This is a genomic window from Bremerella sp. P1 (assembly GCF_028748185.1).
Taxonomy (GTDB): domain Bacteria; phylum Planctomycetota; class Planctomycetia; order Pirellulales; family Pirellulaceae; genus Bremerella.
In genome coordinates this window covers 5,614,928-5,637,402 of the sequence record NZ_CP118164.1, presented here as the reverse complement: position 1 = coordinate 5,637,402, position 22,475 = coordinate 5,614,928, and the positions used below count along the sequence as shown (strand labels likewise).

18 protein-coding genes are annotated in these 22,475 nt (G+C 56.2%); 8 read left to right on the top strand and 10 right to left on the bottom strand.

Annotated features, from left to right (window positions below; genetic code table 11):
- Window positions 1–115 precede the first annotated feature (115 nt).
- A complete protein-coding gene (locus PSR63_RS23330; RefSeq protein ID WP_274328083.1) occupies window positions 116–1,408 on the top strand; it encodes a glucose-1-phosphate adenylyltransferase in 1,293 nt (430 codons plus the stop codon).
- Between the two features lie 54 nt (window positions 1,409–1,462).
- On the opposite strand, the gene PSR63_RS23325 is transcribed toward PSR63_RS23330, so the two are convergent.
- The 7 genes from PSR63_RS23325 to rpsD form a co-directional block, all read right to left on the bottom strand.
- Window positions 1,463–1,903 (bottom strand): hypothetical protein, encoded by a 441-nt coding sequence (locus PSR63_RS23325; protein ID WP_274328082.1) that lies wholly within the window; start codon window positions 1,901–1,903, stop codon window positions 1,463–1,465.
- A 70-nt stretch (window positions 1,904–1,973) separates the two neighbouring features.
- Complete coding sequence (locus tag PSR63_RS23320) at window positions 1,974–2,381, bottom strand: hypothetical protein (RefSeq protein ID WP_274328081.1); 408 nt, start codon at window positions 2,379–2,381, stop codon at window positions 1,974–1,976.
- Window positions 2,382–2,409: 28 nt separating this feature from the next.
- Complete coding sequence (locus PSR63_RS23315) at window positions 2,410–3,720, bottom strand: MJ0042-type zinc finger domain-containing protein (protein ID WP_274328080.1); 1,311 nt, start codon at window positions 3,718–3,720, stop codon at window positions 2,410–2,412.
- A gap of 191 nt (window positions 3,721–3,911) precedes the next feature.
- Window positions 3,912–5,294, bottom strand: coding sequence for a 2-oxo acid dehydrogenase subunit E2 (locus PSR63_RS23310; RefSeq protein WP_274328079.1), 1,383 nt, complete (start codon window positions 5,292–5,294; stop codon window positions 3,912–3,914).
- Window positions 5,295–5,390: 96 nt separating this feature from the next.
- Complete coding sequence (gene aceE / locus PSR63_RS23305; RefSeq protein ID WP_443111105.1) at window positions 5,391–8,093, bottom strand: pyruvate dehydrogenase (acetyl-transferring), homodimeric type; 2,703 nt, start codon at window positions 8,091–8,093, stop codon at window positions 5,391–5,393.
- 284 nt (window positions 8,094–8,377) lie between these two features.
- On the bottom strand, window positions 8,378–9,808 hold the full coding sequence (lpdA, locus tag PSR63_RS23300; protein ID WP_274328078.1) for a dihydrolipoyl dehydrogenase: 1,431 nt from the start codon (window positions 9,806–9,808) through the stop codon (window positions 8,378–8,380).
- A 199-nt stretch (window positions 9,809–10,007) separates the two neighbouring features.
- On the bottom strand, window positions 10,008–10,616 hold the full coding sequence (gene rpsD, locus PSR63_RS23295; protein ID WP_274328077.1) for a 30S ribosomal protein S4: 609 nt from the start codon (window positions 10,614–10,616) through the stop codon (window positions 10,008–10,010).
- A 383-nt stretch (window positions 10,617–10,999) separates the two neighbouring features.
- Between rpsD and PSR63_RS23290 the strand changes: the two genes are divergently transcribed.
- Window positions 11,000–12,301: a Gfo/Idh/MocA family oxidoreductase gene (locus PSR63_RS23290; RefSeq protein WP_274328076.1), complete on the top strand. Its 1,302-nt coding sequence runs from the start codon at window positions 11,000–11,002 to the stop codon at window positions 12,299–12,301.
- Between the two features lie 86 nt (window positions 12,302–12,387).
- On the opposite strand, the gene PSR63_RS23285 is transcribed toward PSR63_RS23290, so the two are convergent.
- Window positions 12,388–13,230: a hypothetical protein gene (locus tag PSR63_RS23285; RefSeq protein ID WP_274328075.1), complete on the bottom strand. Its 843-nt coding sequence runs from the start codon at window positions 13,228–13,230 to the stop codon at window positions 12,388–12,390.
- Between the two features lie 12 nt (window positions 13,231–13,242).
- Entirely contained in the window at window positions 13,243–13,644 is a 402-nt protein-coding gene (locus PSR63_RS23280) for a VOC family protein (protein ID WP_274328074.1), read from the bottom strand.
- A 249-nt stretch (window positions 13,645–13,893) separates the two neighbouring features.
- Between PSR63_RS23280 and tdh the strand changes: the two genes are divergently transcribed.
- From tdh to PSR63_RS23255, 5 genes are all read left to right on the top strand, one after another.
- Entirely contained in the window at window positions 13,894–14,925 is a 1,032-nt protein-coding gene (gene tdh, locus PSR63_RS23275; RefSeq protein ID WP_274328073.1) for an L-threonine 3-dehydrogenase, read from the top strand.
- 58 nt (window positions 14,926–14,983) lie between these two features.
- Window positions 14,984–16,171 (top strand): glycine C-acetyltransferase, encoded by a 1,188-nt coding sequence (locus PSR63_RS23270; protein ID WP_274328072.1) that lies wholly within the window; start codon window positions 14,984–14,986, stop codon window positions 16,169–16,171.
- 175 nt (window positions 16,172–16,346) lie between these two features.
- The gene (locus tag PSR63_RS23265; protein WP_274328071.1) at window positions 16,347–17,654 is read left to right on the top strand and encodes a homoserine dehydrogenase; all 1,308 of its coding nucleotides are present in this window, start codon (window positions 16,347–16,349) and stop codon (window positions 17,652–17,654) included.
- A gap of 145 nt (window positions 17,655–17,799) precedes the next feature.
- Window positions 17,800–19,002 (top strand): cofactor-independent phosphoglycerate mutase, encoded by a 1,203-nt coding sequence (locus tag PSR63_RS23260; RefSeq protein WP_274328070.1) that lies wholly within the window; start codon window positions 17,800–17,802, stop codon window positions 19,000–19,002.
- Window positions 19,003–19,075: 73 nt separating this feature from the next.
- On the top strand, window positions 19,076–20,857 hold the full coding sequence (locus PSR63_RS23255; RefSeq protein WP_274328069.1) for an aspartate kinase: 1,782 nt from the start codon (window positions 19,076–19,078) through the stop codon (window positions 20,855–20,857).
- Between the two features lie 100 nt (window positions 20,858–20,957).
- Here the strand turns inward: PSR63_RS23255 and PSR63_RS23250 are convergent, their stop codons facing one another.
- Window positions 20,958–21,359, bottom strand: coding sequence for a bifunctional nuclease family protein (locus tag PSR63_RS23250; protein ID WP_274328068.1), 402 nt, complete (start codon window positions 21,357–21,359; stop codon window positions 20,958–20,960).
- A 277-nt stretch (window positions 21,360–21,636) separates the two neighbouring features.
- On the opposite strand from PSR63_RS23250, the gene PSR63_RS23245 reads away from it, so the two are divergent.
- Window positions 21,637–22,437, top strand: coding sequence for a trypsin-like serine peptidase (locus PSR63_RS23245; RefSeq protein WP_274328067.1), 801 nt, complete (start codon window positions 21,637–21,639; stop codon window positions 22,435–22,437).
- Window positions 22,438–22,475 lie beyond the last annotated feature (38 nt).

Here is a 22,475-nt window from a genome sequence, read left to right as displayed (position 1 = left end):
ATTGGGTGGGTCGATACGCATCGGCTTGCGTACCTGCGACGCTGCCCGTTATCGTTCGAACGCCAACAATTGAAATATCACCCAATGCTTTTCTTCCATAGAGAGAAGGTGACCTATGCGTAATGTCATCTGCCTGGTGCTGGGCGGTGGCCGTGGAACCCGGCTTTACCCTTTGACTAAATACCGCTCGAAACCAGCCGTTCCGCTGGCGGGCAAGTACCGCTTGATCGATATCCCTCTCTCGAACTGCTTAAACAGCCAGATGAATCGCATCTATGTGCTGACGCAGTTCATGTCGGTCAGTTTGCACCGTCACATCCGCCAGACCTACCGCTTCGATCACTTCAGCGGTGGTTTTGTCGAACTATTAGCCGCTCAGCAAACCGCGAGTGAAGGTTCTGACTGGTACCAAGGCACTGCCGATGCCGTTCGCAAGAACTTGCGTTACATCCAGCAGCACGGCATCGACTACGTCTTGATCCTTTCCGGCGACCAACTGTACCGCATGGATTACCGCGAGATGCTGAACTCGCACATCGAATCCGGTGCTGACGTCTCGATCGCAGGCCTGCCTGTCCACTCGAAGGACGCCAGCGGTTTGGGGATCATGAAGATCGACGAAACAGGCCGCGTCAATGGTTTCGTCGAGAAGCCCAAGACACCTGAAGAACTGGCCCATGTGCGAACCGACCCTGCCTGGATCGATGCCCGTGGCATTACATCGAACGGTCGTGATTGCCTGGCGAGTATGGGCAATTACCTGTTCAACCGGGACACCTTGGTTGAACTGCTGGAAAAGACCGACTACCAGGACTTCGGCAAGGAGATCTTCCCTGCAGCGATTCGAGCGAAGAAAGTGCAGATGCACATGTTCGACAGCTACTGGGAAGACATCGGGACGATCAAAGCCTTCTACGAATCGAACCTCGCCACGCTGGCCCCAACGCCTCCGTTCGAGTTCGTTGAAGAAGAAGCTCCGATCTTCACGCGGGCTCGTTTCCTGCCACCCACGATGGTCATGGAAGGCAATTTCGCCAACAGCATGATCGCTGATGGTTGCCAGATCGGCAAAGGCTGCACCATCAAGAACAGCGTGGTCGGTCTGCGTAGCGTGATCGAAGAAAACGTTACGATCGAAGACTCGGTTCTGATGGGCTGCGACTACTACGCGACCCGCATGGAAACTGAAGCCGACGAATCGTCCGGTCGACCTCGCATGAAGATCGGCTCTGGCAGCGTTATCAAGGGAGCCATCGTCGACAAGAATTGCCACATCGGCAACAACGTCCACGTGGTGAAGACCGATGACCTGGTGGACAAGGAATACCCAGAAGGCGTCACCGTCGTCGACGGAATCCCCGTCGTCGAAAAGGGTGCCTGCCTACCCGATGGCTGGACGCTAACCTAAGCGAAAGCTTCCACGAAGTAAATCTCTAGTTCCCTCTCCCATGAAGGGAGAGGGCTACGGTGAGTGATTCTCTTCGTCCTCACCTACCTTTGGTGAAACATCTACCTTAGTGCGATTGCTCGATATCGCACCCCAAATCGCCAGCGGAAATGCGATATAGTTGGCCACCTCAAACCAAATCGGATACGGCAGCATCCATTGGTTGAATCCCACCGCGACGAACAGCAGCGCCCCGACCAACAGTGCCGCGAATGACCCGCCAATCTTTCGCGCGATCCAGCAACTACAAAAAACGACCAACGCCCACATGGGCACGACGGCGGCCAAGACCCAGGCCGGGTATTTCTCGACGTGTGCGCAAACCTCTTCTTCCGTTCCCTCAAAACCTTCTGGAAACGGATGCACCACGGCGCTGAATAATTCGACCGCGATCACCAACAGAAAAGCGATCGCCAAGCCAGCAAGTAGCCCAAGGATGGCGCGAACAAGTACCAAGCGTTACTCTCCCATTCCAGCGGAATACTTGCAGGTGCTTCGTTTAGGAAGCAGAAGGACCTGAGCCATTCTACTCGACGGCATTGGATTCTGCCCAAGTCTGAAGTTCTTTCAAGTCCTTTCGTTTTGGGCGAAAGGACTCGGCCCTTAACAGTTTAAACACCTCTTGTGCCAACGCCTTGTGGGAACCCTGCTGGAAGCTCTCGTTATCGATCAACATAGCAACGATATGCAGACCAAGTTTCTGGGAACGCTCGCAATCTTGTTGTAGAAGATCCAGCAACTGCTCATCGGTCGGCCGGCAAACCGAGATGATGCAGGCCGCATCCTTTGGCCATAACTTGTACTCATCGAACGCCTGAACGAGGTGTGGCACCAAGGCGTTTGCTTCCGCAGGCGCAAGCTCCTCGATCAACGCGACATGCTTCTCGAGTTGTCCGCTATCGATGATCTGCTGAACAAGCTGACTGGCGTTCATGAGAAGACCAGGACGTTGATTGGGAGTCTTAAGGAAGCGTTATCGACTTCAAGCGAATCCGCCGCTGTTCCACCAGGACCTCGTCGACCTCACCAAAGGTGATCTTCGCAGCCAGTTCGTTGACATCGCCATCGTAAGGAAACACGATGACGCGCTCACGAATTTCTGGATCTAACCAATGCGCATACGCCTGGGCAAACATCCAAGGTTTGATGATTTCTCGAATCTTCTTGAACTGTTCCGAACTGATGGATTTGCACTCCAGACGTACCATTTTATCCTCGCCGTATCTTTTCTTCATGTCATTGATCGCATCCTGGGCAGGATCTCGCCGGTACGATCTGTCTGGCATGCCGGGGTTAAAACCTGGGCCAAACGGGTCGACAGTTCGGTCGCTGGGGGGCCGCTCGGAGTCTGGCATTGGCTGCCCAGACGGCTCGTAAGGCGGTTCATTTGAATTGGCGTTGGCAGCCGTAGACTCTTGAATCTCGTGTTCTTTAGCCTGCTGATCGTTTCTTTCTGCTTGAAGACGGCGATCGATCTCGGCCTGTTGCTGTGGCGTCCGGCTGTTCGCCTCATTCAACACGGCCACCAACTCCCCCAAAGCCGAATGGTAGTTCAGCGCCGCGGTGGTAACTTCAGGGCTCCGATAGTTCGCGAGTTTTGCTCCTGCTGCTTTCATCCGAGGCAACAAGCCGTCCGTCATCGGCTTGACCTTCTTCTCCATTCGCTTGTGCATGTACTCTGGCAAGGGCTGGATATCACGGATCTCAACTGCGTATGATCTTAGCTCGCTCGTCATTCCTACCAGGGTTGTGATGAACTTGGGAATATCGCCCTCTCCGTTGATGCCCTCGATCGCCGCGAGGAACTGCCTCGTACTTTCAAATTGTCTTTCCATCACAGCAAGATGGGCGGCAAAGGCCAAGTCATCGCTCGATGCTCCCTGGCCGCCGCCAGAGGGAGCCATGGAAGACAACGCCGAGATGGCGAAAATGACGACGACAACCAGGACCAAAACACCAGCCCCGCCCAGCACCAGTGGCACGATCGGCAGTGAACTGGACGAGCTGCGTTTCTTCTTGGGAGGTAGCGTCCCCAACGCAGGCCCCGATGACGCCGGCACGGATGTCGGAAAGTCACCAAACAGGTCATCGCCCAGCGGATCACTAGGCGAAGCCAGCATAAAGTCATCCTCGGGAGGCGGATCGGCTCCTTGGATTTCCGCAACGAATTTCTCAGAGCACTTCTTACAAGTGACCCGTCGACCAGCGAGCTTCTGATCGGCAACCGGATATTTGGTGCTGCATTTCGGACAGATAATGTGAAGCTTAGCCATGACCACCAATTCGCAGGATGAAGAATCAATTGGCGTCGATTATAACCACCAGAAATAGCCTATCGCACTCCATTCTTTTGGGTGGCCCACAACTTGGTAGCAACGCTGCTAATTTCCCACAAAAAAAGCCCTCTCGCGATCGGTCAACGCGAGAAGGCTTGTTCGTTCTAATATCGATAACGCTCGGGGAACTAGGGAGCCATCAGCAACTTGCTGGGGTTCTCTAGAAGACCCTTTACGTCGTTCAGGAATCGCTGGGCAGTTGCACCATCGACCAGGCGGTGATCGTACGACAGACTCAGCGGCATCATCAGGCGAGCCACGATCTGGTCTTTCACGACGACCGGCATCTTTCGCGAGCGGCCAACCAGAAGGATGGCGACTTCGGGAACGTTGATGATCGGGGTGCTGTACGTACCACCGATGGCACCCAGGTTGCTGATCGTGAAGGTGCCGCCTTGCAGGGCCGACATCTCGAACGTGTTGCCACGAATGTCGGAGGCCGTTTGCTGAAGGTTACGAGCGATGTCGGGAATCGACAGTCGATCGGTGTTCTTCATGTTCGGCACCATCAGGCCACGCTCGGAATCGACGGCGATCCCGACGTTCACATAGTCTTTGTAGATGACCTGCTCTTGTTCCATGTCGATCGTGGCATTCAGTTCCGGGTGCTCACGCAGAGCAACGGCAACGGCCTTGATCAGGAACGGCATGGTGGTCAGCTTGACGCCAGCTTCGGCGTAGTCGTCCTTGCTTTGCTGACGCAGCTCTTCGAGGGCCGTGATGTCCGCGTCGTCGAAGTTGGTAACCCGCGGAGCGGTCGTCCAGCTCTTGCTCATTTGAGCCGCAGTGACCTTGCGGATCTTCTTCATCTTCTCGATGCGAACCGGACCGTACTTGTCCTCGTGTGCTTCGCCGGTAAGCGATGGCAACGAACCAGTCGCCGCCGGAGCGGAAGCCGCACCTGACTTCGTAGCGGAACCGCCACCCTGGTTCAGGTCGCGAACCGTTCGCAGAACGTCGTCCCGTTCGATACGTCCGTTGGGGCCAGAACCTTGAACGTTACGCAAATCGACACCCACTTCGCGGGCAAAGCGACGCACGGCTGGGCCAGCAGGCACGCTGTCATCCGCAGCAGGCACTTCCGCCACTGGCGCCGGTGGGGGCGTAACAGGAGCAGGTGGTGCGAGTGGCTTAGGCGGCTGAGGAGTTGGTTTGGGGGCTTCCGCTGCGGGGGCAGGTTCCGCGGCCTTTGGCGGAGCGGCAGGCGGCTCGGGTTCCGGAGCCTTCTCTTCCTTTGGTGGTTCTGCCGCTGGAGCAGCTGCACCGCCGGAACCGGCAGCATCGAGTGTCACGATCGGCGCGTGAACAGCCACGGTGTCGCCAGCCTTGACGTGGACCTTTGCGATCTTGCCCCCTTCGGTGCTAGGGACGTCGACCGTAGCTTTGTCGGTTTCGATTTCGATCAGGGTTTGTCCCTTTTCGATCGTGTCGCCAACCGAAACATGAACGGCCAGCACGTCTCCCGATTCAATTCCATCGCCCAGATCAGGCAGTTGTACGTCTATCGCCATGGTGAATAACCTTGCTTGGAATGCGTATTTCAAGTCGCGTGGAAAAGCGGTCGTCGGCCAGGGGTCTATCCGGCCGACGATGCTGCCAATGTGCCGTTAGGCAAAATACGGATTTGGCTTTTCCGCGTCGTAGTTTAAATCCTTGATCGCCTGAGCGACTTCGGTTCGCTCGATCTTGCCGGTGCGCGCCAGCTCGTAAAGCGTGGCGATGACCACCGATTCAGCATCGACCTCGAAGTGACGACGCAGAGCTTCGCGAGTTTCGCTGCGGCCCATGCCGTCGGTTCCCAGAGCAACCATGTTGCCAGGCAGGTAAGGACGGATCTGTTCGCCCCAAGCCCGGACGTTGTCCGAAGCCGAGATGAAAGGTCCATCGACCCCATCCATGACCGTCTCGATGTATGACTTCTTCGGCTCTTCGGTGGGATGGAACATGTTCCAACGTTCGCACGTCTGAGCATCGCGACGCAGCTCGGTATAGCTGGTAACGGCCCACACGTCGCTGGCAATATTGTACTTCTCGGCCAGGATCTGAGCGGCGTCGAGCACGCAGCGGGTAATCGTTCCACTACCCATCAGCTGAACCGTCGCACGGGCCTTGTCGGCATCTTGCGTCTTCAGCTTGTAGATCCCGCGAATGATGCCCTCTTCGGCACCTTCCGGCATCTCAGGCATCGCGTAGTTTTCGTTTCCTACCGTGATGTAGTAGATGGCCGTTTCGCCTTGTTCGTACAGCTTCTTCATCCCGTCAAGCGTGATGACCGCTGTTTCGTAGGCGTAGCATACGTCGTACGAGCGAACCGTTGGGAAGGCAATCGCGTTCAGGTGGCTGTGGCCATCCTGGTGCTGCAGGCCTTCACCGTTGAGGGTCGTACGACCGGCGGTACCACCGATCATGAAACCCTTGGCACGCGTATCAGCCGCACACCAGACCAGGTCACCGATCCGCTGGAAGCCGAACATGCTGTAGTAGATGAAGAACGGAATCATGTTGATGCCGTGCTGCGAGTACGAATTGCCGGCCGAGATGAACGACGACATCGAACCCGCTTCGGTGATCCCTTCTTCCAGGATCTGACCGTCTTTGGCTTCCTTGTAGTACATCAGCTGATCGGAGTCGACCGGCTCGTACAACTGGCCAGAGTGGGCATAAATTCCAACCTGGCGGAACATACCTTCCATACCGAAGGTACGCGATTCGTCGGGCACGATCGGCACGATGTTCTGGCCGATGTTCTTGTCCTTGCACAGCTTGGAAAGCAGGCGGACAAAGCCCATCGTGGTCGACATTTCCTTCCCCTTGCTACCACCGAGGAATTCTTTGTATTCCTCCATGGTCGGGATGGTGGATGTCGGGTGAGTCGTCGGACGGGAAGGAACCGGGCCGCCCAGTTCTTCGCGTCGCTTCTTCAGATATCGCATCTCAGCGCTATCTTCCGGCGGACGGTAGAACGGAGCCTTCACGACCTCTTCATCCGAGATCGGAATGCTGAAGCGAGTCCGGAACTCTCGCAGTTCCTCTTCATTGAGCTTCTTCTGGTTGTGGGTAACGTTACGACCTTCGCCGGCTTCGCCCAAACCATAACCCTTGATCGTCTTGGCGATGACGACGGTCGGCTTGCCTTTGCACTCGGTGGCAGCTTTGTAGGCCGCGTAAACCTTTTCTGGATCGTGACCACCGCGAGCCAGCTTCTGGAGCTTCTCGTCGGAGTAGTTCTTCACCAGTTCCAGCAGTTCAGGATACTTGCCGAAGAAGTGCTTACGGATGTAATCGCCAGACTCGACGACGTACTTCTGGTACTGACCGTCGACGACTTCTTCCATTCGCTTAACCAGAAGGCCGGTTTTATCGGCTTCCAGCAGCGGATCCCAATCGCTTCCCCAGACCACCTTGATGACGTTCCAGCCGGCACCGCGGAAGACGGCTTCGAGTTCCTGAATGATCTTGCCGTTACCACGGACCGGACCATCGAGACGCTGCAGGTTACAGTTGATCACCCAAGTCAGGTTATCCAACTGCTCACGCGAGGCGAGGCTGATCGCACCCAAGGTTTCTGGTTCGTCGCATTCGCCGTCGCCGAGAAACGCCCAGACGCGAGTCTTGCTGGTGTCTTTCAGCCCTCGGTCATGCATGTAGCGATTGAAGCGAGCCTGGTAGATCGAGCAGATCGGCCCCAAACCCATCGAAACGGTTGGGAATTCCCAGAAGTCTTCCATCAGCCACGGATGCGGATAGGACGACAGGCCCATTTCCGGTTGCAGCTCGCGGCGGAAGTTCTCCAGGTTCTTTTCGGTCAGACGACCTTCGACAAACGCTCGCGAGTAAATACCCGGCGAAGCGTGGCCCTGGAAGTAAACCTGATCCCCTTCGTAGCCGCTTCCACGACCACGCAGGAAGTGATTGAAAGCAACTTCGACCAGCGTGGCGCTCGAGGCGAACGTGCTGATATGACCACCCAGGCCATCGAAGTTTTTGTTGGCCCGCGTGACCATCGCCATCGCGTTCCAGCGGATGATACTCTTGATACGGCGTTCAAATTCTCGGTTACCGGGATAAGCCGGCTGTTCCGAAGAATGAATCGTATTGATGTACGGTGTATTGGCTGCAAACGGCACGTCCACGCCGCGTGCGTGGGCTCGGTTTTCTAATGCCGAAAGAAGAAAGCGAACCCGGTCATCGCCTTTTCCTTCCAGAACGTAGTCGAGCGAGTCGAGCCATTCTTGCGTTTCGGCTGGGTCCACGTCTTGGGAAAAGGTCGACGGGTTGTTCCGCATCAAATTCTCTTCCGCAGGCATCATTTTGGCGTTCGCCATGCAACTTCCCTTTTTTCAGTCCGTTGCTTGCGCCAGGGAAAAATTTCTTCCATCGCGACTTCATGCGCGACGTTCGTCTGGCGAAGCAACCCTCGATTAACTTATCTCAAAGATCAATCTCGGTTTAGGCCCGAGGCGGGCTGAGAGCTTGAATTCTACCGCGCTGACCGTATTTGTCAGCGAGTGGTAGGCGAACCCTCTCCGTCTTCTGCAGACAGCAGAATCGGCACAAGCCCAAATAAAACCACAAGTTGTTTAACGCTAAGACGTTACGACTTCTTCTTTGGCTTGTAAATTTCGGTAGCTGTTCCGAAAAATACCTCGCCAGCGTTCATAACGGTCTCGCTCAAGGTCGGATGGGGGTGAATTGTCGAGGTCAGATCAAAGACTTCGGCTCGCATTTCTAGTGCCAAAACGGCCTCAGAAATCATTTCACCGGCACCTGGACCAACGATTCCACAGCCTAGAACGCGTTGGGTTTCAGGATCGATAATCCACTTGGTCAACCCATCGGTGCGTCCCAATGCTTGAGCACGACCGCTGGCAGCCCATGGATACATGGCCACTTCGACCTTCTTGCCCATCGCCTTGGCTTCGTCTTCCATCAGCCCTGCCCAGGCAATTTCGGGATCGGTGAAGATCACAGCAGGAATGGCAGCAGGCTCGAAGGAAACCGGATGGCCCAAGATGGCCTCGACGGCGGCACGCCCTTCGTGCGTCGCTTTGTGGGCGAGCATTGGGTTGCCGGTCACGTCACCGATTGCCGAAATCTTCGGATCAGCCGTGCGAAGCTGCTTGTCGACACCGATGAAGCCGCGTTTATCGACAACGCACTGCGTATTTTCTAGGCCAATTCCCTTGGTATTCGGCCATCGACCGATCGAAACCAGGACGCGGTCGTACTTGAACGTACCGAACTTGTTCGGCCCCTCGAATGCGACTTCAACCTGACCGTCGCGATCGCCCAGGGATCCAACCTTGGTATTGGTGAAGATGCGACCCTCGAACAGCTCTTCCAGCTTCTTAGCGAGCGGCTTGACTAGGTTACGGTCGGCACCCGGCAGAAGACCGTCGGTAAGTTCGACCACGCTGACTTTGGTACCGAGATGGGCGTAAACGGTACCCATTTCGAGGCCAATGTAGCCACCACCGATGACCAGCATGGTTTCCGGGATGTCTTGCAGCTCGAGAGCGCCAGTCGAGTCCATCACCCGTGGCGAGTCGATCTGGAAGGCCGGCGGAACGGCAGCGATCGAACCCGTCGCGACGATGGCGTGATCAAAGGTCAGCTTGCCACCTTCGGGAATGGAAGGATCGTCCCCTTCAAATTCCAGGGTGCTCGAATCGACAAAGCTGGCTTTGGCCTTAATGATGGTCACGTTTCGCTTTTTGGCGAGCTGACCCAGGCCGGTCGTCAGGGACTTGATGACCCCTTCCTTGCGGGCACGAAGCTTGTCGAGCTCGATCTGAGGTTCGCTGAACGTAACGCCCCAGTCCTTGTTCAACTCTTGAACTTCATCAATCACGCGTGCGACGTGCAGAAGTGCTTTGGACGGGATACATCCACGCAACAAGCACGTTCCCCCGAGACGCGGTTCTTTTTCAATGAGGGTGACTTCCATTCCTTCGTCGGCAGCCAAGAATGCTGCTGCGTAGCCCCCGGGACCACCACCGATGACCGCCAATTGGGTATGAGCCATGATGTCTCTCTAGCAAATTTACTAAGGCAAAGTTGAGTTACTGACTTGAGATGCGGTAGTGGGGAGATGCTTCTCAAGTTCCACAGGTAACAGTGGCACATTGAACCAAAAAAAAAGGGACTCCGCGACGGGCTGTCGTGCCGGAATCCCTTTGAAATCTGCGAATTGCTGCGAATTGCCGAGAAATTGGTCTCGGAAATTAACGCGACATGAATTCGACCACCATGTTCACGTCCACCGGCAGGCTGATGTCTTCCGGGCCGGGAACGGCGTCGTAGGTCACCGACAGGGTTTCCGGGTCAGGCGACAGAAACGCAGCTGGCTCACCGGACGAATCAGCGTGAATGCTGCGGTAAAGGATTTGCAGCTTTTCACGACCGCGGACGCTTACCACGTCGCCGGGACGCATCTGGTAGGATGGCTTGTCGACCTTGTGGCCGTTTACCAGGAAGTGACCGTGCACGATCCCCTGGCGAGCCTGGCAACGCGTCAGGGCCAAACCGGCACGACGAACGATGTTGTCCAAGCGGCGTTCGCACAACGACAACAGGTTTTCACCCGTGTTGCCCTTGCTGTGCTTGGCGTGGGAGAAATAGCGACGGAGCTGCTTCTCACCAATGCCGTAATAGTGCTTGATCTTTTGCTTTTCCATCAAAGCAGCACCGTAGTTGGACGGGCGCTTCGGGCGATTGTGCATGCCTGGGGGGTTCGGCCGACGATCGGCAGCACGCATAGCGCCACGGCTTTCGTAAATTACGGCACCGAGACGACGGTTGATTTTGGCCTTGGGACCTGTGTAATGGCCCATGTGCGATTCACTCCTAAGATTCAATTTCCAGGAATCACCATACCGCCCTAAGGCGACGAAAACGTGATTCCTACATCCACGTTTGTTCCCTGGCCAATACCTTTGACCGGGTGGAAACCACACATTGTGCCGCAGCTATGCATCTTTGACAAGGGGCTCCGACGGCCCTTAAGGGAAAATCGAGGCCTCTCCTGGATGTCTAAAAACCCGCCACAACTGGGGCATTCAACCCATTTCCGACAATTAAAGTCGATAAAAACGTGATGTATCGTGACATGAAACTTTGTATCCTGGAGATACAGCTGAGAGACTAACTCTCTTCCCACCAGCCTCATTCATGGCTCCCCCCTCTTTTAGACTCAACTTGCCTGAAGGATTCCTGCATGAAGAAACCAGTGTTAAGCCGTCGTTCTTTTCTCCAAACCTCTGCCGCGGCTGCCATGGTCGCCGGAACTGGCTTTCATCAGTTGGCCTCGGCTGCTGAATCGAAGTCCGCAAACGAAATTTTAGATATCGCGTGTATCGGCGTCGCGCACCGAGCTGCCTCGAACGTGAGCGGTGTCAGTGGCCAGAATCTGGTCGCCCTGTGCGATATCGACGACAACTACCTGAACAAGGCCGCGAGCCAATACGACAAGCACAAGTCGAACAAATACAACGATTTTCGCGTTCTCTTGGACAAAGAAAAGAATATCGACGCCGTTGTTGTCAGCACGCCCGATCACACGCATGCTCCGGCTTCGATGTGGGCGATGCATCTTGGCAAGCACGTCTACTGCGAAAAGCCGATGACCCATACGGTCCATGAAGCCCGCGAGATGACCGACTTCGCGGTCAAAAACAAGCTGGCCACCCAGCTTGGTACCCAGATTCACGCCGGCAACAACTATCGCCGCGTTGTCGAAGCGGTTCAGTCGGGTGCGATTGGTAACATCCAGCACGTCGATGTCTGGGTCGGCAAAGGCTGGGGTGGCGGTAAGGTCCCAACCGACAAGCCACCTGTGCCCAAGGGCGTTCACTGGGACCTCTGGCTCGGCCCAGCATCCTACCGCGACTATTCACCGGTCTACATGCCAGCCCAGTGGCGACGCTGGTGGGACTTTGGCGGCGGTACGCTCGGTGACATGGGTTGCCACTACATCGACTTGGTCTTCTGGGCTCTCAAACTGAAGTACCCCACGAAGATCGCAGCCGAAGGCCCAGAGCCTGATGCCCACACGGCCCCGATGGGACTAACCGTGAACTACGAGTTCCCCAAGACCGAAGTTGCCCCGGCAGTCACCATGAAGTGGCGTGACGGCAACCACAGCCCCAAGGAAATCGAAGGGCACAAGGTTCCCGGCTCAGGCGTCATGTTCCATGGCGACAAGGGCATGATGCTGGTCACCTACGGCAACTTCACCCTGCTGCCACAGGAAGAGTTCAACGGCTGGAAAGCTCCTGAACAGACTATCCCCAATTCCATCGGTCACTACGAGGAATGGATCAAGGCCATCAAGGAAGGTACGCCGACGACCTGTAGCTTCGACTACAGCGGCCCGCTGACCGAAACGGTTCTGCTGGGCAACGTTGCCTACCGCAGCGGTGGCCCGATCGAATGGGACGCCAAGAGCCTAACGGTCACCAACAACGACTCGGCGAACCAGTTCATCGAGCGAAAGTACCGTGAAGGATGGCGAATCTAAGCGTTCGCTTGAGTAAAGACTAAGAAAAGAGCCTCAGAACCAAATCGTTCTGAGGCTCTTTGTCATTCTTGAGTTTGAATACGAGATTAACCTTCGGGGGGAGAAATCACATTCACTCTCGTACCGCAACGGAGATGGATTTGATCTAGATACGTGCTGGAGTCACGATACGAAAACTTACTTCGGCAACCGGGGCACTCGACAAAACCCGCGGTATTCGGCGTGGCATCGCCTACTGGCATGGCGGCGTAGGCATCTCTCACCCACTGCTGCTGGGCCTCAAAACAATCCGAACAATGAAGAAGACGACGCTCGTCTAACGGCACACCACAGCAGGGAAATTCGCGACGTGCATCCAACCACTGCTCAAGATGGCAAGTGCGGATTAGATCCGTTAGCCGATGCCCACTGACCCGTTTGGTTGTGACAGGCGTTTGATGAACAGGGCAAGTCTTGGGATAAGGCTCAAGGACATCCTCCCTCTCCTCCAGATGAAATGGAAAATAGAGCCACGGTAGCAGGGACTTTGCTTTGCTCCAAAATGAACTATTCCACTGGGCATCAAGGTAAGTGAGAGGTCTCTTGACAATATTCTTCCAAGTCACGCCTGGGAAAATAGTTATCTCCGAATGCTCAGCATCAACTGTTCCATAGGCTTGCACGGTTGGCAGCCAGCAGAATAACCCCTCGGACAGATAGTCTTCTGAATACTTCACCAAATCGTACACAGGAACATGAAACGTTCCTTCCAGTGATTCGTAGCATCCAAACACCCGAGACGACGACTCAGGGAACACCTCAATCGTTGCGATAGCCACATCGCTCAATGACTTTAATTGGATCTTACCGATATGGGAGCGCCTCGCATCGTACTCAAGCTGTCGTCCCAACCGAAGGAACTCACACAAGTCTTCAGGCAATTCCGCCATCACGAGCCCCTTCTAATCAACAAACGGCGGATCCGCCGGATAGACAGCCACTTCAATTGTGTGCCCATCCGGATCCTGGAAGAACGTTTGATGCACGTTTCCGGCGTTGACGCGTTGAATGTATTCGATGCCGTGCTCGTTGAGGATGTCGACCAAGTCGCTGTTGTCGTCGACGGCAAATGCGTAGTGGTTTGCCCGCGAGTTCGGGTTCTCGCCGTAGTCTCCGAGGTGTTCCGTTTCCAGGATGTGAATCTGAATGCCGTATCCCACCAGCCAGGCTCCGGGGAAATTGAACGGAGGGCGTTCGACTTCGCGAAAACCGAGGACGTCACGGTAGAAGCCGCAAGCAACGCGGGCATCGCGAACAGCCAGGGCCAGGTGATTCAAGCTCTTGATCGGAATCGGGCGGGGCATGGGGCAATCTCTTGCGAAGGACTTGTTGTTGTTCCGCTCTAACATAATCTAGCCAAATGGCCTCTCGCCATGGGTACAGTTCCCACTGTCACCAAACGGTTGTTTAGCTGTTAGCGAATTCCGGCAAACATCCGCCAACTTTGTTGGCCCAGACGGCTTGTTTGGCATTCGCACGCGGCAGGTCGGCGTTACAATCAAAGCTTGGACTCAATGTTTAACTTTGCGCAGAAGCTCCTTTAGGTTCGTTTCATGAAAGCGCTCGTCAAGCGTCATGCAGAAAAGGGATTGTGGCTGGAAGATGTCCCGGAACCAGCCATCGGCATCAACGATGTTCTGATCAAGGTGCTCAAGACAGGCATCTGCGGAACCGATGTCCACATCTACAAGTGGGATGCCTGGGCCAAGAAGACCGTGCCCGTTCCGATGGTCGTCGGGCACGAGTTTGTCGGCGAAATCATTGAAGTCGGCTCCAATGTCGGCATCTTCGAGCCCGGTCAGATTGTCAGTGGTGAAGGCCACGTTGTCTGCGGCCAGTGCCGTAACTGCATGGCCGGTCGTCGCCACCTATGCTCGGAAACGGAAGGGATCGGCGTTAATCGCCCCGGTGCTTTTGCCGAGTACATCTCGATTCCGATGACCAACGTCTGGCATCATGCCGACGATATTCCGCTGGACGTGGCTTCGATCTTTGATCCCTTCGGCAACGCAGTCCACACGGCCCTGACCTTCCCTGTTCTGGGCGAAGACGTCTTGATCACCGGTGCCGGTCCCATCGGCTGTATGGCTGCCGCCGTGTGCAAACACGCTGGGGCACGCTTCGTAGTCGTGACCGATGTGAACCCTTGGCGCCTGGAACTAGCCAAGAAGCTGGGTGCGACGCGGGTTGTCGATGTTCGTAATGAGAAGCTATCCGACGTTCAAAAAGAACTCGGCATGCACGAGGGTTTCGACGTCGGCCTGGAAATGTCCGGCAACGACACGGCCTTCCGCGATATGATCAAGAATATGTGCCATGGTGGCAAGATCGCGATGCTCGGTATTCCGCCTGATGATATCGCCATCGACTGGAATGATGTCATCTTCAACATGCTGACCATCAAGGGCATTTACGGTCGCCAGATGTATGAAACTTGGTACCAGATGACCGTGCTGCTGCAAGGCGGACTCGACCTCGATCCGGTCATCACGCACCGTCTGCACTACACCGAATTTGAAAAAGGCTTCGAGGCGATGTTCTCCGGACAATCCGGGAAGGTCGTGCTTGATTGGACTGAGAAATAATCCCTCACCCTAGCCCTCTCCCTTCAAGGGAGAGGGGACAAGATTACGAGACATTGCGATGTGGAATGAAGAAGTAAAGTCGCGTTACTCAGGTATCCTCGACGAGATCCGTGAAGCGGGCTTATACAAGAGCGAGCGTACGATTCTTTCGCCGCAGAAGTCGAAAATCGACCTGCCTCAGCAGCAGCATGTGCTGAACATGTGCGCGAACAATTACCTGGGTCTCTCCGATCATCCCGAGATCATCGCCGCCGCCAAAGACGGTCTCGATCGCTGGGGTTACGGGCTCTCTTCCGTCCGTTTCATTTGTGGAACGCAACAGGCTCACGAAGACTTGGAAGACGAAATCTCTAAGTTCCTGGGCATGGAGGATACCATCCTCTATTCGTCCTGCTTCGATGCCAACGGCGGGCTGTTCGAAACGATCCTCGGCCCCGAAGATGCCATCCTGTCCGACGAGCTCAATCACGCCAGCATCATCGACGGGGTTCGTCTCTGCAAAGCGAAGCGGTTCCGCTACAAGAACAACGACATGGCCGACCTCGAGGCCAAGCTGAAAGAAGCCGCCGACGCACGCGTCAAGCTGATCGCGACGGACGGCGTCTTCAGCATGGATGGCTACATCTGCAACCTGCCGGACCTGTGCGACCTGGCCGATAAATACGGCGCGATGGTGATGGTCGACGACTCGCATGCCGTCGGCTTCATGGGCAAGACCGGCAAGGGAACGCACGAGCATCACGACGTGATCGATCGTATCGACATCATCACCGGGACCCTGGGCAAGGCCCTCGGTGGTGCTTCTGGCGGTTACACCAGCGGCCGGAAGGAAATCGTCGACCTGCTGCGTCAGCGTTCGCGACCTTACCTGTTCTCGAACACGCTGGCCCCACCGATCGTCGCTGGCTCGCTGAAAGCCTTGGAACTGATCCAAAGCTCGACCGAACTCCGCGACAAGCTGGAAGCCAACACCAAGTTCTTCCGCGAAGAGATCGCCAAGCTGGGGCTCGATGTGCTGCCAGGCGAACACCCGATCGTGCCGGTGATGTTTTACGACGCCAAGGTCGCGGCCGAGTTCTCGGAGCGGCTGCTTAAGCGCGGAATCTACGTGATTGGGTTCTCGTACCCGGTCGTTCCGCAAGGCAAAGCTCGCATCCGCACTCAGGTTTCGGCTGGGCATTCGATCGAAGAATTGAAGTTCGCCGTCGAGCAATTCGCGGCCGTGAAAGAGGAGCTGGGACTCTAACTTCCCATGCCGCCCAAGGGACCACCTTCCCCAAGCTGCGCAAAATGACGCGCAGCTTGGCCCAACCTATTGGCGGGCAACAACTTTAGCCCAGTTGACTAGTCGGCCTAAGGCAACCTAGGATGATCCCTTTCACCATCGATTTCGTTCATCCTCATAGCGTTTGTCCATACCAATGCACAAAACGAAGGTCGCCATCGTCGGCTTAGGAACCGTCGGAGCTGGCGTCGCTAAAATCCTACTCGACCATGGTGACCGCACGGCACGTAACGCGGGCACTACCCTATGGTTAGAGAAAGCCGTCGTTCGCGATCTCAATCGAGATCGCGACTGCGAATTACCCGACGGCGTGCTGACAGACGACCTGAGCGAAGTCACCAACGACCCGGAAATCAAGGTCGTGGCGCAGTTGATTGGGGGGATCGAGCCCGCCCGAACCATCATGCTGCAGCTGCTGGAAAGCGGTAAAGATATTGTTACCGCCAATAAAGCATTGATCGCCGAGCATGGTGCCGAGTTGTTTGCCCGAGCCCGCGAGTTGGGCCGTAGCATCGCCTTCGACGCCGCCGTGGCCGGTGGGATTCCGATCATTACGAATCTCAGCCAGTGTCTGACGGCGAACCAAGTCAGTTCGCTTAGCGGTATCTTGAACGGCACGTCCAACTTCATCGCTTCGGCCATGGAAGAACAAGAGGCAAGCTACAAGTGGGCCGTTAAAGAAGCCCAACGACTTGGCTACGCCGAAGCCGATCCGACGATGGATGTCGACGGTACCGATGCCGCCCAAAAGCTGGCGATCCTCGCCCACATTGCTTTCGGCATCAAAATCGATTGGAAATCGATTCCCCGCGAAGGGATCGACAAACTGCTGCCGGTCGACATTCGCTTTGCGAAAGAGCTCGGCTATCGCATCAAGCTGTTGGCCTCGGCCCAACTGAGCGACGACGGGCTGGAACTACATGTATCGCCATCGCTGATCCGCGCCGGCGAACCGTTGGCCGAAGTGCGTGGTCCTTTCAACGCGATCAGTGTCGAAGGGGATCAGGTCGGACCGTTGTTCTACTACGGGCAAGGTGCCGGTCAGAAACCAACCGCTTCCGCCGTGGTCGCCGACATGATCGATATGGCCGTCGGACGCACGGCCCTGACCTTCCGTACGCTCAAGCTGTTCACCGAGAACCACAGCGACGTGCAGATGTGCTCGCCCGATCAGATTCGCGGCCGACATTACTTCCGCTTCAGCGTCGAAGACCGTCCAGGCGTGCTGGCCGAAATTGCCCGCGTGCTGGGCGAACAAGGCATTTCGATCGCCTCGGTGATTCAGCACGAGCCAGAGAACTTCGACGGCGACACCAAGAGTTACACGCCGCTGGTCATCATGACGCACATGGCCACGCAGGGCCAAGCGGCTCGCGCGCTGGAAGTGATCAGCAAAATGCCCACGGTCAAACCGGGTGCTCGCAAGATGCTGGTTCAGGACTAGCAAAGCGTTGATAAGCATGTGCCGGCAAGCGGCACAGTAGACGCGGGTTCGATTTAGCAAACGTAAACCAGGTACGCTCTGGCAGGATGCCGGCGGAACCCCATATCTCGGTCATGCCCAACCCCAACAAGGAGATTCGGGAAAAATGAAGTACGCGATTGTCATTCCCGACGGCTGCGCCGACGAACCTCAAGAGTCGCTCGGCGGTAAAACTCCCCTGGAAGCTGCCAACGTCCCGAACATGGACGCCGTTGCCAAAGCTGGCGTCGTCGGTCGCGCCGATAACGTCCCCGCGCATTTGCCTGCTGGTAGCGACGTGGCGAACCTGAGCCTGCTCGGCTACAGCCCGCTGGAGTACTTCACCGGCCGCGCCCCGCTGGAAGCGGCGGCTCAAGGTATTCAATTGGGTGCCGACGACTGGGCTGTCCGCTGCAACCTGGTCACCATCGAAGACCAGATCATGAAGAGCTTCACCGCCGGGCAGATCTCGTCGGAAGAAGCCAAGGCCCTGCTCGAATCGGCCCAGGCAGAACTGGCCGGTGAAGGAGTCGAGTTCCACCCTGGCGTCAGCTACCGCAACCTGCTGGTCTACCGCGGCCAGGGCCGCCCTGCCCCGTTCAGCATGGACACCCGTACGACACCGCCACACGACCTGAGCGATAAGTCGGTTGCCGATAGCTATCCGCGTGGACTGGGCAGCGATTGGCTTTCCGACATGATGAGTCGCAGCGTCGAACTGTTCGCCGATCATCCGGTCAACAAGAAACGGATCGCCGAAGGCAAACCTCCGGCAACCAACATCTGGCTATGGGGCCTGGGCCGCCGCCCTGCTCTGACGCCGTTCAACGAGCTGTACGGCAAGACGGGCAAGATGATCACAGCAGTCGACCTGCTGCGAGGTCTGGCAGCACTGATCGGCTGGGACCGCATCGAAGTTCCCGGTGCCACCGGCTACACCGACACCGACTACGCTGCCAAGGGGCAGTATGCGATCGACGCGTTGGATTCGACCGATGTGATCTGCGTGCACGTCGAAGCAACAGATGAAGCCTCGCACGAAGGGGATATCGAAGAGAAGATCAAGGCCCTCGAAGCGATCGACGGAAAGATCGTCGGCCCACTGCATAATGCGTTGAAGAAGTATGGCGATTACCGGATGATCGTGCTGCCTGACCATCCGACGTTCTGTCGTACGAAAACCCATAGCCACGGCTTTGTCCCGCTGACCATGTGCGGTAGCGGCATCGAAGCCGACGCGTTCGAGGCTTACAACGAACGCAACGCCAACGCCTCGTCGCTAAGCTTCGACGAAGGCTGGAAGATGATGCCATACTTCCTCGGCGTTTAAAACGCTGACTCCTGGCGGTTGTCAGAGTTAGTATCTTTGCCAAGTCGAAATTTATTACGGATGACACGATCCCATGTCATTGATTGTTCAGAAGTTTGGAGGCACTAGCGTCGCCGACTGCGAGAAGATTGTTTCCGCAGCGAGAAAAGCGATTCGCGCCCAGCGAGAAGGCCATCAGGTTGTGATGGTTGTTAGCGCGATGGGTAAGAACACCGACGTCCTGGTCGACCTCGCCCAGCAAGTAAGCGACAACCCACCCGCTCGCGAGATGGACATGCTCCTCTCGACCGGCGAGCAGGTCAGTGTCGCTTTGATGGCCATGGCCATCGACGCGCTCGGCTCGAAGGCCGTCAGCCTGACTGGTGCTCAAATCGGTATCCGCACCGACAGCACCCACACCAAAGCCCGTATCCGCTCGATCGAAACGTCCCGCGTCAAACAGCTGTTGGATGACGGCAATATCGTCATCGCCGCTGGTTTCCAAGGTATCGACGAGAATCTCAACATCACGACCCTTGGCCGTGGTGGTAGCGATACGACTGCGGTCGCCTTGGCAGCTGTGTTGGATGCCGACACGTGCGAAATCTACACCGACGTCGATGGCGTTTACACGACCGACCCGCGCGTCCTGCCCGACGCTCGCCGCGTTCCGCAGATTGCCTATGACGAAATGTTGGAACTGGCCAGCCTGGGTGCCGGTGTGATGCACAGCCGTTCGATCGAGTTCGCCAAGAAGTTCGGCGTGCCGATCCACGTTCGTAGCAGCTTCACCGATGTCCCTGGAACGCTGATCGTCCACGACCCGGAATCCGGTACACGCCCGGTCAGTGGCGCGGCGATTACCAAGAAGGAAGCCCGGATCACGCTCGAAGGCATTCCGGACGAACCGGGAATCTCGCTGGAACTGTTCAGTCGCATCGCGGCCAAAGCGATCTCGGTCGACATGATCGTCCAGAACATCAGTAAGGACGGCAAAGCCAACATCAGCTTCACCGTCCCTCAGGAAGAGCTGAAAGTTACGCTCGACGCCGTCAAGCAAGCCTCCGAACTGCTTCAGCCAGAGAACGTCACCTACGACGAACATGTCTCGAAGGTCTCGGTGGTTGGTCTGGGGATGGCTACGGTTCCTGGCGTCGCCGACAAGATGTTCCGCGTGCTTGCCGAAGAAGGCATTAATATCCAGGCCATCTCAACCTCTGAAATCAAGATTTCGGTCCTGGTCAGCCAAGCCGATGCTCAGCGAGCGTTACAGGCCGTTCACAACGGCTTCGAACTCGACATCACGCCCGAAGATTCGCCGACCGAAGTCAGCTCGGTGCGCGTTCGCGACGTGACCGATCCGGCGATCGTCGTTCAGCGGCTTCGTGAGATGGAAGACCTGGCTATCGACAACATCGAACTCGACCGCAGCCAATCCCTGCTATTGGTTCGTCGTGTGCCCGACCGGCCAGGGATCGCCGCCCAGGTGCTTAATGCAGTTGCCTCGAAGGCGATCAACATTGACGTGATCATTCAGAACGTCGGTCGTGACGACAGCGCCAACCTCAGCTTCACCTGCCCAGTGGCCGACTATGAAAAGGCCTATGCGGCGTTGGAAGAAGTCGTCCAAGAGATGGGCGAGGGAGAAATCGAAGGCAACCGCGAAGCGGCCAAGCTTTCGGTCAGCGGTATCGGCCTGCGAAGCCACACCGGTGTCGGTGTCCGCATGTTCCAGGCCCTCAGTAGTGCCGGCATCAACGTCGACCTGATCAGCACCTCGGAAGTCCGTGTGAACGTCATCGTCGACGAACACGAAGGGCAGCCAGGCCTGAAAGCGTTGGAAGCCGCATTCAAGGACGTGTTACTGGACACGTGAATGCGTCGGCCTGTCTCATAAGATCTGTCGCGAACCAAGCAGAAACGAAAAGGGCCACCGGAAACGATGGCCTTTTCTTCTGTCACTTGGCGAGGAAGTGCTAAACTTCCGATTCTTCCAGAACGTGCTCTTCCACGTAAATCGGCAGGTGTGGCTGGCTGGTAACCGCTACGGCGATGGCGTCGGAAGGACGGGCATCAATCGAAACCAGTTCGCCATCGACCTTCACGCGAAGGTTGGCAAAGTAGGTTCCTTCCTTCAGGTCATTGATAATGACGCTGTCCAGTTCGCCACCCAGACGCTCGACGATGCTGACGATCAAGTCGTGCGTCAACGGGCGAGGCGGGACGAAGTCCTTCACGCGGCGGTGAATACTGGTCGCTTCGAAGATACCAATCATGATCGGAAACTGGCGATCTCCGTCCACTTCCTTCAAGTAGATAACCTGCTGGTCGTTAATCTCGCTGATAATGATCCGCGAGAGTTCCATCTGGATCGGCATAAGGGGATCTGATCTTCTTCAGGGAATTCTCGTTCAAGGTACTCGATTATATCCCTGGAGTTTCTCGTGGGAACAGTCCCCAATCTAGTTCAGTCTGGCAAGTCGTAAGGTTCAGATCGGAAGAAAAGACTTTTAACGGTCACCACAGCCATTCGCAAAAGTATACATTCCTATTACAGTAGTAATCTGACCACCCAGTGCTGATTTACCTTCCCTATGCCCCCGACTAGATTTGTCCCTGCCAGGCCGTCACACCGTGAACCCAGATTTGCCCGCTATGCTACGAACATTTTCACGCTTGCTCTTTCTGTCCTGTTTGACCTTGTTCCTGCTCGGATCATCATCGCTACAGGCCGAGGTCGAAGACCTGAACACGCAGATGCTGCGTGCCACGGTGAAACTCAGTCATAGCGATTCCACCGGGACCGGCTTCATCTTGACGCCCGATCAAGGCAAAAACTTTTTGCTAGTGACGGCGAACCATGTCCTCGACAAGACGACTGGCAATGAAACAACCATCATTTTCCGCAGCAAGGTCGCCGAGGGTGAGTACAAGAAGCTGCCGACCAAGCTCAGCATTCGGAAAGATGAGAAGGCGCTCTGGACGAAGCACCCCAGTGAAGATGTCGCCGTGATCGCGGTAACGCCACCAGAGGGCGCCGACCTGGCGCTGGTTTCCACCGATCTGTTGGCGACCGATGAAGAACTAAGACAAACCCACGTTCACCCTGGCAAACAGATTGTCTTCCTTGGCTACCCCCACCGGGAAGAAGCAAGCGAAGCAGGCTTTCCGATTCTTCGCGATGGACCAATCGCGACCTTCCCTCTGCTGCCGACACAAAAGACGAAGACGTTCTACGTAAGCAGCGACATCTTCAGTGGCGACAGTGGCGGCCCCGTCTACACCTCACGTCCTGACAGCACGGCCCCCATGATCATGGGAGTCGTCCATGGCCAACGCTTCGTGCATAACACCGTGAAAGGAGACTACATCACGGTCAAAACGCACCACCAGTTTGGCTTGGCCATTGTGGTTCATGCGTCGTTTATCATCGAGACGATCGGCCTGATGAAGTAACACGAGCCACCAGAGTCGGCTCGTGTCGATTGCTTGGC